Genomic DNA, 15,315 nt, shown 5'->3' with positions numbered 1-15,315 from the left:
TATGGCAGATATGAACACGACGACGGGCGGACAACGTGCCGCCAGCGCACTGGCCGCCTGGGTGGCGCAGCATACTGGGCCGCCACCAGCGATGGCGCTCATGGCCAACAAGATGGAGGACGTCGTCGCCTCCGACAGAAGCATTCTGCGTGTCGATCAGTTGGCGAGACGTCTCGATCTGTCCATCCGAAGCCTGCAACGCCTCTGTGAGAAATACATCGGTCTGCCACCACTCGCAGTGATCAGACGCTACCGGCTCCAGGAAGCGGCGCAGCGGCTCCGGGAGGATCCGTCTGTCACCATTGCGTATGTGGCCGCCGAGCTCGACTACGCGGACCACGCCCACCTGACTGCCGACTTCCGACAAGTCCTGGGCCTCTCACCGAGCCGGTACCGACAGCAGACCATCAGCGATCGTCAGGCTCTCAGTGACCGGTAGCGGGCTCGGGCCTCGGAGGAGAGTCGCGCAGCCGTCAGAAACCAACAGGACCCCGCAATCCTGAGAACGATTGGCGCCGGACAGTGGCGCGCGGCTGTGACGCCCATAGACTGTAGCCATGCTGAATCCGGTTGACCCCACCACCACGCCCGCCTGGAAGCGCCTCACCGAGCTGCACGACTCCATGACTCCGGACCTGCGCGCCTGGTTCGCCGACGATCCCGAGCGCGCCGAGCGGTTCTCCTACGAGCTGGGGGACCTCTACGTCGACCTGTCCAAGAACCTGCTGACCGACGACGTCCGCGACGCCCTGGCCGAGCTCGCCGTGCAGGTGGACGTCCCGGGCCGCCGCGACGCCATGTACGCCGGCGAGCACATCAACATCACCGAGGACCGCGCCGTCCTCCACACCGCCCTGCGCCGCTCCGCAAACGATTCCCTGACCGTGGACGGGCAGGACGTCGTTGACGACGTCCACGAGGTCCTGGAGAAGATCTACGCCTTCGCCCGCCGCGTGCGCTCGGGGGAGTGGACAGGCATCACCGGCAAGCCCATCAAGACGGTGGTCAACATCGGCATCGGCGGCTCCGACCTCGGCCCCGTCATGGTCTATGAGGCCCTCAAGCCCTACGTGCAGAAGGGGCTTCAGTGCCGCTTCATCTCCAACATCGACCCCACCGACTGCGCGGAGAAGGTCGCGGACCTCGACCCGGAGACGACCCTGTTCATCATCGCCTCCAAGACCTTCACCACTCTGGAGACCCTCACCAACGCCCGCATGGCCCGCGACTGGTTCCTGGCCGCCCTGAAGGACAAGGGCATCGAGACCGACGGCGCCATCGCCAAGCACTTCGTAGCGGTGTCCACCGCCCTGGACAAGGTCGCCGAGTTCGGCATCGACCCGGCCAACGCCTTCGGCTTCTGGAACTGGGTGGGCGGGCGTTACTCGGTTGACTCCGCCGTCGGTACGGTCCTGGCCGTGGCCATCGGCCCGGAGAACTTTGCCGACTTCCTCTCCGGCTTCCGCACCGTCGACGAGCACTTCGCCACCAAGGCCCCGGCCGAGAACGTCCCCATGCTCATGGGCCTGCTCAACGTCTGGTACGTCAACTTCTTCAAGGCCGGCTCCCACGCCGTCCTGCCCTACGCCCAGTACCTGCACCGCTTCGCCGCCTACCTCCAGCAGCTCACCATGGAGTCCAACGGCAAGTCCGTGCGCTGGGACGGCAGTCCCGTGACCACTGAGACCGGTGAGGTTTTCTGGGGCGAGCCGGGCACTAACGGCCAGCACGCCTTCTACCAGCTCATCCACCAGGGCACCCAGCTCATCCCCGCGGACTTCATCGCGGTGGCTAACCCCGCTCACCCCATCAAGGACGGGGGAGTGGACGTCCACGAGCTGTTCCTGTCCAACTACCTGGCCCAGACCGCGGCACTCGCCTTCGGCAAGAACGCTGCGGAGGTGCGCGCTGAGGGCACCCCCGAGGAGATCGTCCCGGCTCGAGTCTTCGCCGGCAACAGGCCGACGACGTCGATCCTCGCCCCGGCCCTGACGCCCGCAGTCGTCGGGGAGCTCATTGCCCTCTACGAGCACATCACCTTCACCCAGGGCATCGTGTGGGGCATCGACTCCTTCGACCAGTGGGGCGTGGAACTCGGCAAGAAGCTGGCCCTGGAGATCGCCCCCGCCGTCCAGGGGGACGAGGGGGCTCTCGCAGGGCAGGACGCCTCCACCCGGGGCCTCATCACCCGCTACCGCAGTCTGCGTCGTTAGTACGATGTGCCACGATGGCGACTCGGCATCGATCGATCCGCTTCTGGAACGTGGAGCCGGAAAGCGGCAGCCGGATGCTCTGCTACGTCACCGAGCTGGTTGAGCCGGTAGAACCGTGAGCAGTGAACATTCCCGGTGACACGACCCTTGAGGAGGACATGATGAAGGATATCGGCGTCGACGAGCTGGACGAGCGGCTCGAAACGGAGGAGGATCTGATGGTCCTTGACGTACGCGAGCCCAGTGAGGTGGCACAGGCGGCGATCTCCGGCTCAGTCAACATACCGCTGGGACAGGTGATCGACCGGATGAACGAACTCGATCCGGCCAGCCCCACCGCAGTCATCTGTGCCGGCGGGGTGCGCTCCGCCAAGGCGATTGGGGCACTGACTGCGGCCGGATACACCGGCGAGCTGATCAACGTGCGCGGCGGCATGAAGGCTTGGCTGGAGCAGTAGCCCGGCTGAAACCGGTGCTCTGAAAGACTCTGTTCGTATCATCGAGTGGGACGGCGTCGGAACGCGATGGATCTGACGCCGTCCCGCCGCTTCAGTCCCTTCTCCGTGAGCGACGCAGCAGCTCCTCAATCGTGCGCAGCACGCCGTCCTCTGTGTTGGCCGGTGCCGTATAGGCGGCCACCGCCTGGATGCCGGGGTGAGCGTTGCACATGGCGAAGCCCAGGTCCGCGTGGTCGTAGAGGTCCAGGTCATTGAGGTAGTCCCCGAAGACGGCCGTCTGCTCCGGGAGAATCCCGAACCTGGCCTGGAGCGCCGCCAGAGCTCGCCCCTTCGAGGCCTGCGGAGACATCATGTCCGTCCAGTGCATCCCAGAGACGACGGTCTGGGCATCCGGAACTGCCGCGGTCAGCGCCTGTGAGCTGCCGCCCTCGACGTCGTCGAAATCGAAGACCGCGACCTTGAGCACTTCGTCCAGGGGGATGGTCATGAGGTCGTCAATGATCTCCAGCGCCTCGTAGTACAGCTTGGCCTGGGCCAGGAAGGCGGGGTCGGACCGTTCGATGTAGGCGCAACGCTTGCACGCGACGACGGCGCCGACGTCGTAACCGGCTCTCGCCAGATCTCGGGTAGTGGTGATGGCGGCCGCGGCGTGCTCGGCGCAGATGGTGTCGGAGTGAATCTCCTCGTCGCCGAGGACCACGAGGGAGCCGTTCTCAGCGATGAGCGGTGAGCCATCGACGGCCGGTCCCAGGACCGCGCGGAGATTGGCCAACTGCCTGCCCGAAGCGGGCGCAAAGACCATGCCGGCCTCACGCAGCTGGGTAACGACTTGGTTGAGCCCGGCAGGAACGCGACCGTCACCATCGACAAGGGTACCGTCCATGTCTGAGACGATGAGGCGGAGATCAATCTCGGTGGGTAGCGGCGCAAGGAACTCTGGCTCGAGGGGAAGACGCTTCACACTCCCATCCTCTCAAGAATGGAGCCTCGATGTGGCCAACGACTGAGGCAACCACCGTGGCAACAACGACGTGCATCTGTTGTCCACACATGTTGGTGGACAACAGATGCACGTCAGAGGGATGGCTCTTCTGTCGCAGCCTCCGCTCAGTCAGCTGATCCGGCGACGACGCATCACAAGGACAATACCTGCGCCGAGCAGACCGACGGCGACGGCGGCCACGGCGATACTGGGGCCCGTGGTGGCCAGTGAGGGCTTCGTCGGAGTGGTGTTCGAAGCGGCAACCACGGTGGTCGAGCTGGGATTGGTCCTGGCATCGGTGCTCGTGGTGGCCTCCTCGGCGGCCGGGGCCGATGAGGCCGCAGTGGCCTCGGGGGTGGCGGCACCTGTGACCGGCGGAGCCTCTTCGGCGGGAGGAGTCGGCTCAGCAGCGGGTGTCGTTGTTGTGCTCGAGGGCGCGGGTGCCGGAGCAGAAACGGAGATGTCCGTCGTCGGGATGTTGCTAGTGGACGGGGGCGTGCCCGCGACTGTGGGCGTCAGCGGTGTGTTGCTGGGGTTGTATGCGGCGAAGTTCTGAGTGGCGTACCACCGGCCGCTCGAGGTCTGGGCGAAACCAATGCCGATGGAGTTGACATCCGGGTTGACCATGTTCTCGTAGTGGCCGGGGGAGTTGAGCCACTGGTCGAAGATCAGCGCACCGACGTCACCACCGTTATCACGGAAGGCCACGTTCTCAGATCCCGTGGTCCAACCTGCAGGATAGGAGGAGGCGAAGTCCGGGCGGTGTTTCATGTTGTTGGTGCCGGCTTGCTGTTCTGACCAGTCCTGGGCGACCGCATCGAGCTCCTGATACTGGGTCACGGGCTGCAGCCCCAGGCGGGAGCGCAGCTCGTTGACTTTGGTCAGAACAGTGCTGGCGTGCTGGGCTCCTTCCGCGGATACCTGGACGGGAAGGGCCACGACGGCGCCTTGAGGGGCTGGAGCGGCCAAGGCGGCTGAGGAGACGGTCAGCGGCACGACGGTTAGCGCAGTTGTGGCGATGACGCGCTTGATGTTCATGTGTCGTTCTCTCTGATCGGGGACATGAGCACACAATTGGGCTTGCAGTAGCCGGCGATGAGAACCGGGGTGCAGAACGTTGTGAAGCTCCCTGGATGTCGGTGTTCACTCAACCACAGCCTTTTGAGGCCGTGCATGTTATTGGACTGTGACATTTCTGACCGGATTCGTTGTTTGGTTGGTCTGGGACTAACGGTCGCCACCTTGCTTTTGTACCGATCTGTCAGCAAGAGTCCACGTTAGAAGGTGGGTGCGGAACGCGGTGCTGCACCGACGTGTCTACCTGTGTGTGACTGGAGTTTTGATAGGTGTCGCAAAACAGAGTGTTAGGAATGAATCTGGTTGACAGTTGTTATGCGAGTGTGACAAGCATTGATGGGGGAAAATCTGGGAAAATGTAGTGCTGTTGCAAAGGAGTGCAAGAACCTGTGGAGAACAAAGAGTCCGCACTGAAAACGGTGCGGACTCCTATTCGGTCGGGCTGGCGGGATTTGAACCCACGACCCCTTGACCCCCAGTCAAGTGCGCTACCAAACTGCGCCACAGCCCGTTGCCTCGCGGCAACTGGCCGCTTGCAACGAGTAGAACTTTAACTCATGGGGTGGTTCCTTCAGAAATCTGTCGGCGGTGAGGCCGCTCACCCCCTTCGTTGTCGGTCATCCAGGCGGCGGCCCCGTCCCATGAGGGCGTCGAGTTGACGTCTCTCCTTCTTCGTGGGCCGTCCCGCTCCCCGTTCCCGGATGACGGCCGCTGGTGTGTCCAAAGGGGAGGGACGAGGAGGGGAGGAGTCGATGTACGCCGTGCGGGCGATGGGGGCGCCCACCCGCTTGGTGAGGATCTGGGTGACGGTCAGAAGCCGGTCGAAGCCGTCCACGCGGTAGCGGACCTCGTCTCCCACTGAGACGTGCTGGGCCGGTTTGGCGGTCTCACCGTTGATACGTACATGTCCGGCCTTGCAGGCGCTCGTGGCGGCCGAACGAGACCTGACTTGCCGCACACTCCACAACCAGACATCGATACGAGCCGACGTCGACCCACTCGGGTTGTTGTTGTTGGCGTGGGACTCAGGCCGAGGGCGAGTTGCCATGGCGGTATCCTAAGCGAGCTCAGCGGCGTGTCCTGAACCCGCTTTGACGACGCCGTGGCCCGCGTCCTCGGGCACGTCCACGAGAAATGAGCCCCCAGCCCAGTACGAGGGCGCCGAGCGCCGCAAGTGCCGAGTAGGCGGGATTGCGCCATATGGTGGAGCCCATCTTCTTGACGGCACGGGTGGCCTGTTCGGGGAGGGACTCAGTTCCGTCGCCACCGGAGAGGCAGTCGGTCAGAGTTGAGCGCAGGACGTCGTTGTCGGCCTGAGGCAGGCCGAGTCGGTAGGCGCTGGCCACCGAGACGAAGCGCTGTGCGTAGGTACAGCGGTAGGAGGCGTTGTCGGGCCACCAGCCCCCGGCACCGGTGGGGCTCCAGCTGCCGGTGTCGGTGGAGCCGACAGGGCAGGTCGCCGGGCCACAGGCGCCCTTGGCCTGGTTGGCCTCACCATCAACGGCGATGAGATTCAACGGATCGTTGGCGGCCAGCAACCTGGTGCGCTCGTCCCACTGCCAGGCGCCGTGAGCGTAGAGATAGTTCAATGGAACCACGTGGTCGATCTGGACAGCGGCTGAGGTGTCCTGGCCACGCGTGAAGGTGATCCTCCTGCCGGTGTACGGATCCTGGAGCGTGCCCGACCAGACAGTGGCGTCCGGACACACACCCGCACCCTGACCGTGTCCCTCCTCACGGCCTTGTATGCCATCAGTGCGGGAGAAGTCGGGATCTGTCAGATCACGGGCCAGGATCTCGTTGCGGGTGTCGCAGCCGTCACCGTCGACATCTGTCCAGGCCTCACCGAACCAACCAGTGCGCGAGCCTCCTTCGCTCCAGGACTGTGCGGCAGGAGCATCCTCAGGCAGCTCCGATAGTGCCTGGAGAGAGGCTTGGGGGGACAGGATGAAGTCACCCCGCTGGTCCCATGGCGCCTCATGAAGAGAAGCGAGTTCGCTGGAGGCAGTGTCCTGAGATGGTTCTGCAGGGGTGGAGTCGGCCTGGACCGGCGGCACGGACACAAGGCCCCAGACGCTGAGCGCACCGAGGATACCGAGGCGCGTCAGGAACCGGCCGGGGAAGCTCATGGGGCTACGGTAGCCCCGCCCACCGACATGATCCTTCGGTTTTGAGCTCGATGACTTCCTGCGTGAGGCCGGCTTCACGGCAATGATCGTGGATGGGGCGCTCAGCGAGCGAGGCTCCGGCCGAGGCAGTGGAAGCATCCGTCTTCGAGCGCGGCGAGGCTCCGGTGGAAGTCGTTGATGAGCTGGTCCGCTCGGATGGCGGCGCTCACGTGATGACGCCCCCGGGCGTCAGACGACGCTACGGCTCGCGGCAACCGCCTCATCCAGGTACCAGGTGGTCTCCCGGCCCCGACAGCACGAGGCAGGTGCCTCGACCGCATCAGGTGCGCCCAGCCCCAGGCGCACGGCCGTGGCCTTGCCCGCGCCACCGGCCACGACCATGATCCGGCGAGCGCGCTGCAGTACCTCGAAGGTCAGGGAGTAGCGCTCGGGAGGCGGCTTGGGTGAGTTGCGCACTGCCACAGCAGGGACTCCCACTGCGAGTGCGGCCGGGTGCCTCGGAAAGAGTGAGCAGACATGGGCATCAGGGCCAAGTCCCACGTGAACAACGTCGAAGCCGCCACTGGCCAGTCCCGCCGACTCCAAGTCGTGGACCATACGTGTTGTCGCCTCATCGAGGCCACTGACATCCTGCGGAGCGGCCAGACGGTGCACCTGTGACTCCCGTACACCAGCGGCAATGAGCGGTGCGGCCAACAGGTCGTTGCGCTGCGGGTCCCCCGTGGGAACGAAGCGCTCGTCGCCGAACCACAGGTGGATTCCGCAGCGTACGGACTCGGGTTGGGCGGCGATGAGTGGTGCCAGGGCCTCGGCCAACGCAACGCCGCCGGAGCCTCCCGTCAGTGCCAGGTGAGCGACTCCCCGCTCGGCAACCGCATTGGCCAGGACCTGCACTGTGTCCTGGCAGGCCAGCCTGGCGGCATCGGTCAGTGTCGGTGCGCCGACGACGGTTGGTGCCGGGGCCGCAGCCGCACCCATCTGGATCTCAGCCAGCGCCCGGCCGTCAACAGCGTGGTCAGTCATGAGCGGGTTCCTCCAGGAGTGTGGCCAGGACCTCCTGGTAGATGAGGTCCGGAGTCAATCGGCGCAGCTCCTCGTTGAGAGTGCTGATCGGCTCGCGTCGTGCCATCGTGACCACCTGGGGCTCGGGGGAGCCGGGGCGCGTGATCGTGACCCGTTCCAGATCGTGGCGGGCGATGACGACGTCACCGTCGTCGGTTCTGGCGGTGATGGAGGAGATGCCCTTGAAGTCCTCCTCATCAACCCGTTTCACAGGGACGTCCAGGCGGAGCCGCAGCCAGGCGATCATGAGGGAGAGCGAGGAGTTCCGAGGCTCACCGGCCACGATCACCTTTCGCAGCCCGCCCGAGCGCAGGATCGGGTCCAGGGTGGAGGCCACCATGGCGCGCCACAGGGTGATCCTGGTCCAGGCCAGATCGATGTCGCCGCGCACGCTCATCGGGGCCAGCTGACGCAGCGCCCTGGCGGGGAAGTCCTGAGCGGGGGTGTTGGTGATGCGGGTGGAGCCCAGACGGCCCAACGGGTCCTGTGAGGGGACCTCGGGAACGGTCGTCGGCCACCACACGACCACCGGGGCCTCAGGCAGGAGGAAGGGCACCACCAGTGTGTCGGTGTGCAGAGCCGCCTCGTCCCAGGGGCGCAGGACCAGTGTCTCGCCGGCACCGGCGTCATGGCCCACACGGATCTCGGCGTCCAGGTGCCCGCCGGCCTGGGCGGAGACGTGTCCGTCGCGGCTGCGCGGCCTCGCCCGCTCGGTGTCCTCCTCAGGTGGTTTGACAACGGCGATGACCCGACACGGGTGGTCCCGGCTGGCTCCGTGCGCAGCGCACAGCGCCTCCTCCAGGCCCGGCTCGTCGGTGGAGATGACGAGTGTCAGCACTCGGGAGGAGCCAGACGTGCCCTCGTGCTCCACGAGTCGGGAGACGATCCGGGACGTGGTCGTTGCGGTCAGCGTAGTGATCATGAGCGCCTCCAGGTACGGCCGTCGCGGGCGAGGAGTTCGTGGGCACTGGCCGGTCCCCAGGAGCCGGGGCGATAGCCTTCGGGGCTTCCACCGGCGCTCCAGTGCTCGATGACGGGATCCAGGATGCGCCAGGACAGGTCAACCTCGCGCTGGTGGGGGAAGAGCGGGGCGTCGCCCAGGAGCGCATCGAGGATGAGGCGCTCATAGGCCTCCGGTGACTCCTCGTTGAAGGTGGCTCCGTAGCCGAACTCCATGGAGACGTCGCGCAACTCCATCTGGGTGCCCGGCACCTTGGAGGCCAGTCGTAGCGTGATGCCCTCATCGGGTTGGATCCGCAGCACGATCGTGTTGGCCCCCACGGCTGTGGTGGCTGCCGCCTCGAAGGGCAGGAACGGGGGCTGCTTGAAGACGACTGCCACCTCTGTCACCCGGCGGGTCAGGCGTTTGCCGGCGCGCAGGTAGAACGGCACACCGGCCCAGCGACGGTTGGCGATTTCCAGGCGCACGGCGGCGAAGGTCTCGGTCCGGGAGTCGGTGGCGACGCCGTCCTCCTCCAGATAGCCCCTCACGGGCAGCCCGCCCTGGAAGCCTGCCTCGTAGCGGCCCCGGGTCGTGGTGAGATCCAGGTCCAGGACCCCGTCGCGCTCCAGGCGAACGCAGTTGAGTACCTTCTCCTTCTCCAGGCGCACTGCGGCCGCGTCCATGTTGGTGGGCTCCTCCATGGCCGTCAGTGCCAGGAGCTGGAGCAGGTGGTTCTGGATGACGTCACGTGCCGAGCCGATGGTGTCGTAGTAGCCGGCCCTGGTGCCGATGCCGATGTCCTCGGCCATCGTGATCTGGACGTGGTCGACGTAGCGCTGGTTCCACAGAGGCTCGAACATCGTATTGGCGAATCTCAGCGCCAGAATGTTCTGCACTGTCTCCTTGCCCAGGTAGTGGTCCACCCGGAAGACGTCGTCGGGACGCACGATACGTCCCACGAGGGCGTCGAGCTCACGGGCGCTGGCGCGGTCGTGCCCGAAGGGCTTCTCGATGACCACGCGACGCCAGGCGTCGGCCGACTCCTCCACCAGTCCGGAGCGGGCGATACGTTCAGTGACGGCCGGGAACCATCCCGGGGGGATCGACAGGTAGAAGGCGCGGTTTCCGCGGGTGCCTCGGGTGGCGTCCAGATCGTCCACGATGTGGGTGAGCTGGTCGTAGGCGGCGTCGTCTTCGAAGGAGCCGAACTCCACGAAGCGCATTCCAGCGGCTAGCTGCTCCCAGATCGCGGGGCGCCACGGGGTGCGAGCCCCTGCGCGAGCGGCCTTCTCCACGTACTCGCGCAGATCGTCATCGGACCAGGAACGCCGGCCGATCCCCACCAGTGAGAAGCTGGGGGAGAGCAGACCGCGGTTCGCCAGGTCGTAGATGGCGGGCAGGAGTTTGTGGCGAGCGAGATCGCCGGTGATGCCGAACAACACCAGCACGCAGGGGTCGGCGATACGCGGTAAGCGAAGGTCGCGGGCGTCGAGAAGCGGGTTGGCTGCTCGCGCGGGCCGCGACAGCGGTAGCGGAGTCGCAGAGTCGGAGCTGGACACGTCAGCCTTTCTGAGGATCGACGAGGGGGTGGGGCAGGCAGCGGCAGCAGACCGGTGGTGAGCTGTCGGCAGACTGCCTGGGCACTGTGGTCTGGGAGTTCCGGTCAGGGCCGCAGCAGGAGACCGAAGGGCCGTGCGAGTCGAATGCCACTGTCGCCACTGTAACGCGCCCGTGGGGGTCTCACCTGGAAGAGACAGGTCGATCGTGAGCCGTTGCACCCTGTCCTGGGACCGGCTGAATCACGGATGATCCTCGTGCCTGGGAACTGGACGCGGTAGGGTCAACAGCGTTGACAGGTTCCGGTAGGTGCCTGCTGGCGTCTGAACCCGGATCGCCGAAGCACCGTCCTCGCTTTTCGGGGCGCGACTCGTGTCATCCGGTACCACCTCTTGGAATCGCAAGGCCGTCCCAGGCCTGTCGTACAGGAAAGGATCTCCATGAGCAGTTTCACCCCCGCACCAGCCACAGCTGATCTCGGTGTCTTCGGACTGGGGGTGATGGGGGCGAACCTCGCCCGCAACCTGGCTCGTCACGGACACGCGGTCGCGGTCTTCAACCGTACGCTCGCCCGCACTGAGAGGCTCATTGAACGATACGGCTCCGAGGGCGACTTCGTGCCGGCGGCCGACCTGAAGGACTTCGTGGCCTCTCTGCGTACTCCTCGCGTGGCCATCATCATGGTCCAGGCCGGTGCCGCCACCGAGGAGGTCATCGAGGAGCTCGCCGCCCTCATGGAGCCTGGTGACATCATTGTCGACGCCGGCAACACCCTGTACACCGACACCCGCCGTCGTGAGGAGTCTCTGCGCGAGCGCGGCCTGCACTTCGTGGGTATGGGAGTCTCCGGCGGAGAGGAGGGCGCACTCAACGGCCCCTCGATCATGCCCGGAGGTACCGGCGATTCCTATAAGCGTCTGGGGCCGATGCTGGAGTCCATCTCGGCCCACGTCGACGGTGTGCCCTGCTGCACCCACGTGGGCCCCGACGGTGCCGGCCACTTCGTCAAGATGGTCCACAACGGTATCGAGTACGCAGACATGCAGCTCATCGCTGAGGCCTACGACCTGCTGCGCCACGTCGGCGGTTTCACCGTTTCCGAGATCGCTGAGGTCTTCCGCTCCTGGAAGGACTCCGAGCTCGACTCCTACCTCATCGATATCACCACCGAGGTCCTCTCCCACACCGACACCGCAACCTCAGGCCCCTTCGTCGACGTCGTCGTGGACGCGGCCGGTCAGAAGGGCACCGGGGTATGGACCACCCAGACGGCTCTTGAGCTGGGGGTCGCCGTGCCCGCCATCGCCGAGGCCACCTTCGCCCGTGCCGTCTCCTCAGCCGGCGCGGCGCGAGCCGCCGTCCAGGCCGCAGACATCGCTCCGGGAACCTCGACCCCGACTTCGACGGACCCCGAGGAACGGCGCGCCTTCGTTGACGCCGTCAGGCAGGCCCTCTACGGCTCCAAGATCGCCGCCTATGCCCAGGGCTTCGATGAGATCGCCACCGCCTCGGCCCAGTTCGACTGGGACATCGATCTGGGGGCCATGGCGCGTATCTGGCGGGGTGGCTGCATCATCCGGGCCCGATTCCTGGATGACATCACTCGCGCCTACGACGAGAACCCCAGCCTGGCCAGCCTGCTGACGGCGCCGGTCTTCGCCTCCTCCCTAGCCACGGTGCTGCCGGCCTGGCGCCAGGTCGTGGCCACGTCCGCAACCGCCGGTGTCCCGGCCCCGGCCTTCGCCTCCTCCCTTGCCTACATCGACCAGCTGCGCTCACCGCGCCTGCCGGCCGCTCTCATCCAGGGACAGCGCGACTTCTTCGGTTCGCACACCTACCACCGCACCGACGACGTCGAAGGGATCTACCACACGCTGTGGGCCACGTCCGAGCGCACCGAGGAGAAGTGGAGCTGAGCTTCGCTTCAGATATCACCCGCACCGCCTTGTGAGATCCCCGCACATGACGACGACCGCTCCTGCTCGCTCGGACAGTCCCACGAACCTACGTCACGAAGAGGCCGCTTGGCGGGCCTCGGTGTGTCAGGTGACCTCCAGTCACGTGGCAATCGACGTCACTACGGCCATCGATCCCAGTGAGGTCGCCTTCACGGTTCACTGCCGGATGCATCTGCACATCAGGAGGCCGGTCGAAGGACTGTGGGTGGATTTCGTGGGGCAGGGAGTCGACTCGCTGAGCATCGACGGGCGACTGGTCGCAGTGATCTGGGACGGCGCCCGCATCGCCCTGCCCGTGCTGGATCCAGGCGGGCACGTGGTGGAGATCGGGGCGCACGGCCTGTATTCCAACTCGGGTCAGGGACTGCACCGCTTCCATGACCCGGTTGACGGCGCCACCTATCTCTACACCCACTTCGAGCCCTCCGATGCACGCCGGGCCTGGCCGGTCATGGAGCAGCCGGACCTCAAGACCCGGTTCTTCCTGGAGGTCACCCACCCACGCGGCTGGACGGTCATATCCAACGCGTGTCCGGAAGCAGATGGATCGAGCGCCCACTTGTCGGCTGACCCGGCTGATGCCGATGGCGGTGATGCCGGCGTCGATGTCGAGGTGACGTCCTTCGTCGCGTCCAAGCCTCTGCCCAGCTACCTCACCGCGCTGGCAGCCGGTCCCTGGCACCGGGTGACCGGCCGGTGGATCTCCCCGAGCCGCCAGGGCCTGACGATTCCCCTGTCCTGGTCCTGCCGCTCCAGCCTGGCCGACCATCTGGATTCCTCCGAACTCCTGGACCTCACCCGCGCTGGTCTGGATTTCTACGACCGCGCCTATGACTACGGCTTCCCCTGGGACTCCTACGACAGCGTGCTCGTGCCCGAGTACAACCTCGGCGCCATGGAGAACCCCGGCTGCGTCACGTTCAACGAGGACCTCTACCTCTTCCGCGGACCGGTCACCCGCTCTCAGAGGGCAGGGCGCGCCAACACGATCCTCCACGAGATGTGCCACATGTGGTTCGGCGACCTCGTCACTCCCGCCTGGTGGGAGGACACCTGGCTCAAGGAGTCCTTCGCCGACCATCAGGGAACCTGGGCCGAGGCCGAGGCCGCCGGTTTCACCGAGGCGTGGGTGAGTTTCGCCTCCACCCGCAAGGCCTGGGCCTACCTGGAGGACTCTCGGCCAGCCACCACCCACCCCGTTGTCGCGCGGGTCGACGACGTCGAGGCCGCGCGCCAGACCTTCGACGGCATCACCTACGCCAAGGGAGCCGCCGTCCTCAAGCAGCTCGTCGCCCACGTCGGCCAGGACGCCTTCCTGGAGGCGGCCGGGCGTCTCTTCGAGCGCAGTGCCTACGGCAACGCCACCTTGGACGACTTCCTTGACGTGCTCTCCCAGGTATCAGGCCGGGACATGCGGGACTGGGCCCGAGCTTGGCTGCACACCGCGGGTCCCTCCGTCATCAGCGATGAGCTGATCGTCGACGAGGGGCGGATCGTCTCGTTGACTATCCGCCAGGAGGGCACCGACCTGACCACCGGGGAACCGGTGCTGCGTCCGCACACGCTCGTCGTCGGCCTGTACTCCTTCGACGGGGACGGCGCACTGGTGCGCACCCACCGGCTGCCGGTCACCCTGGAGGTCGAGCAGCTCAAGATCGCCGAGGCGGTGGGACTGCTTGCCCCCGACGTCGTCCTGGTCAATGACGAAGATCTCACCTATGCCGTCGTGCGTCCCGACGACGCCTCCCTGTCCCGACTGGCCGCCTCGCTCGGATCCGTCCATGACCCCATGGCCCGAGCCCTGGCGTGGTCGATGCTGCACAACCTTTTACGAGACGCAAGGATCAGTGCACCTCTGTTCGTGAAGACCGTTCTGACTCAGGCCGACGATGACACTGAGCCGGGTACCCTGTCCACACTGTTGAACCAGGCATTGCGCGCTGCCTGTCGGTACACCGGGCCGAGTGCACGGCGTCTGGCCCTGGACTGGCTCGTCGCAGATGACCTGGCGCTGCCGGAGGTCTCCGAACCTGTCTTCGGACACGGCGGCTGGGGCAGGTTGCGTGCCGCTGCGCCGGGCTCGGACTCCCAGCTTGTGCGCGCCCGTGCCTGGTTGGAGGCCGCGGGACAGGCACGGTGGCTCGGTCGGGAGTCACAAGCACAGGTGACTGGCCGCATCCGCCTGCTTCTGGACGGAGACCTTCCTGGGCTGGGGATGGATGACGACCTGCGGTGGCGAGCACTGACGGCCTTGGCCCGGCTGGACGCCGTCGGCGCCGACGAGCTTGATGGGCAGCGGAAGGCGGACCTCACGGCCAGCGGCATCACGCACCACCTGAGAGCGTCCAGCTCGATGCCCCGCGAGGAGCTCAAGGCTGAGATCTTCGACCGGCTTCTGAGTGACGCCGCCTTGAGCAACGATTCAGTCGACGCCCTCATCACGGGCTTCGCCGTTGATGCCCATCGCGAGCTGACTACTGCGTTCACCACCCGCTATCTCCAAGAGCTTCGAGGCATGTGGTCCGACCGAGGTCAGGAGATCGCTACCCGACTGGTCCTGGGCCTGTTCCCCGTCTGTGGAGATGAGACCGATGCTCAGGCAGTCGAGGACTGGCTCGACACCCATACCGAGGCGCCGCCGGCTCTGCGTCGACTCATCCTCAAGAGCCTCGACGACCTGCGACGTGCTCTTGCCGCTCGACGTATCGCCTAAAGGACAAGGTCCTCAATCCGATGTGAGACCTTCGTCCTAACTTGAGCATCATCAGTGGCTGCTGTTGTCGGTCCGAGATCCGCTTCCGGTGTTCTTGATCACTCTGAGGAGTTGGCTGAGGGCGGACAAGGGGTAGGCTTTTCGCCATTCGTAGCAAGCCACGTCCTGATGTTGCCTCGACGTCAGTGCAACCAACGGTATGGTGGTGCTTGAGGCGGCGCAC

12 protein-coding genes and 1 tRNA gene are annotated in these 15,315 nt (G+C 65.8%); 5 read left to right on the top strand and 8 right to left on the bottom strand.

Going from position 1 to position 15,315, the window contains the following annotated elements:
• Positions 1–10 precede the first annotated feature (10 nt).
• The 3 genes from RWR81_RS00745 to RWR81_RS00735 all read left to right on the top strand — a co-directional run bounded on the left by RWR81_RS00745 (position 11) and on the right by RWR81_RS00735 (position 2,671).
• Positions 11–439: a helix-turn-helix domain-containing protein gene (locus RWR81_RS00745; RefSeq protein ID WP_314453205.1), complete on the top strand. Its 429-nt coding sequence runs from the start codon at positions 11–13 to the stop codon at positions 437–439.
• 118 nt (positions 440–557) lie between these two features.
• Positions 558–2,213, top strand: coding sequence for a glucose-6-phosphate isomerase (gene pgi / locus RWR81_RS00740; RefSeq protein ID WP_314452957.1), 1,656 nt, complete (start codon positions 558–560; stop codon positions 2,211–2,213).
• Between the two features lie 158 nt (positions 2,214–2,371).
• On the top strand, positions 2,372–2,671 hold the full coding sequence (locus RWR81_RS00735) for a rhodanese-like domain-containing protein (protein WP_314452954.1): 300 nt from the start codon (positions 2,372–2,374) through the stop codon (positions 2,669–2,671).
• 91 nt (positions 2,672–2,762) lie between these two features.
• On the opposite strand, the gene RWR81_RS00730 is transcribed toward RWR81_RS00735, so the two are convergent.
• From RWR81_RS00730 to zwf, 8 genes are all read right to left on the bottom strand, one after another.
• Complete coding sequence (locus RWR81_RS00730; RefSeq protein WP_314452951.1) at positions 2,763–3,632, bottom strand: HAD-IIB family hydrolase; 870 nt, start codon at positions 3,630–3,632, stop codon at positions 2,763–2,765.
• A 150-nt stretch (positions 3,633–3,782) separates the two neighbouring features.
• Positions 3,783–4,691, bottom strand: a complete 909-nt coding sequence (locus RWR81_RS00725) for a CAP domain-containing protein (protein ID WP_314452948.1) — start codon at positions 4,689–4,691, stop codon at positions 3,783–3,785.
• Positions 4,692–5,167: 476 nt separating this feature from the next.
• Positions 5,168–5,241 (bottom strand) — tRNA-Pro (locus RWR81_RS00720).
• An 87-nt stretch (positions 5,242–5,328) separates the two neighbouring features.
• On the bottom strand, positions 5,329–5,778 hold the full coding sequence (locus RWR81_RS00715; RefSeq protein WP_314452946.1) for an RNA-binding S4 domain-containing protein: 450 nt from the start codon (positions 5,776–5,778) through the stop codon (positions 5,329–5,331).
• A 19-nt stretch (positions 5,779–5,797) separates the two neighbouring features.
• Positions 5,798–6,859 carry an HNH endonuclease family protein gene (locus RWR81_RS00710; RefSeq protein ID WP_314452943.1) on the bottom strand — a complete coding sequence of 354 codons (1,062 nt, stop codon included), beginning with the start codon at positions 6,857–6,859 and terminating at the stop codon, positions 5,798–5,800.
• 228 nt (positions 6,860–7,087) lie between these two features.
• Positions 7,088–7,882 (bottom strand): 6-phosphogluconolactonase, encoded by a 795-nt coding sequence (gene pgl, locus RWR81_RS00705; protein WP_314452940.1) that lies wholly within the window; start codon positions 7,880–7,882, stop codon positions 7,088–7,090.
• Positions 7,875–8,843 carry a glucose-6-phosphate dehydrogenase assembly protein OpcA gene (locus RWR81_RS00700; RefSeq protein WP_314452936.1) on the bottom strand — a complete coding sequence of 323 codons (969 nt, stop codon included), beginning with the start codon at positions 8,841–8,843 and terminating at the stop codon, positions 7,875–7,877. The genes pgl and RWR81_RS00700 overlap by 8 nt, the downstream gene beginning before the upstream one ends.
• On the bottom strand, positions 8,840–10,423 hold the full coding sequence (gene zwf, locus RWR81_RS00695; RefSeq protein WP_314452933.1) for a glucose-6-phosphate dehydrogenase: 1,584 nt from the start codon (positions 10,421–10,423) through the stop codon (positions 8,840–8,842). The genes RWR81_RS00700 and zwf overlap by 4 nt, the downstream gene beginning before the upstream one ends.
• Before the next feature lie 438 nt (positions 10,424–10,861).
• Between zwf and gndA the strand changes: the two genes are divergently transcribed.
• Positions 10,862–12,337: an NADP-dependent phosphogluconate dehydrogenase gene (gndA, locus tag RWR81_RS00690; protein ID WP_314452930.1), complete on the top strand. Its 1,476-nt coding sequence runs from the start codon at positions 10,862–10,864 to the stop codon at positions 12,335–12,337.
• A gap of 46 nt (positions 12,338–12,383) precedes the next feature.
• Entirely contained in the window at positions 12,384–15,092 is a 2,709-nt protein-coding gene (pepN, locus tag RWR81_RS00685) for an aminopeptidase N (protein ID WP_314452927.1), read from the top strand.
• The last annotated feature ends 223 nt before the right edge of the window (positions 15,093–15,315 follow it).

Source organism: uncultured Actinomyces sp., assembly GCF_963526355.1.
Classification (GTDB): domain Bacteria; phylum Actinomycetota; class Actinomycetes; order Actinomycetales; family Actinomycetaceae; genus Actinomyces.
Note: the sequence above shows the minus strand (reverse complement) of the source record. Positions and strands in the feature narration are given on the sequence as shown.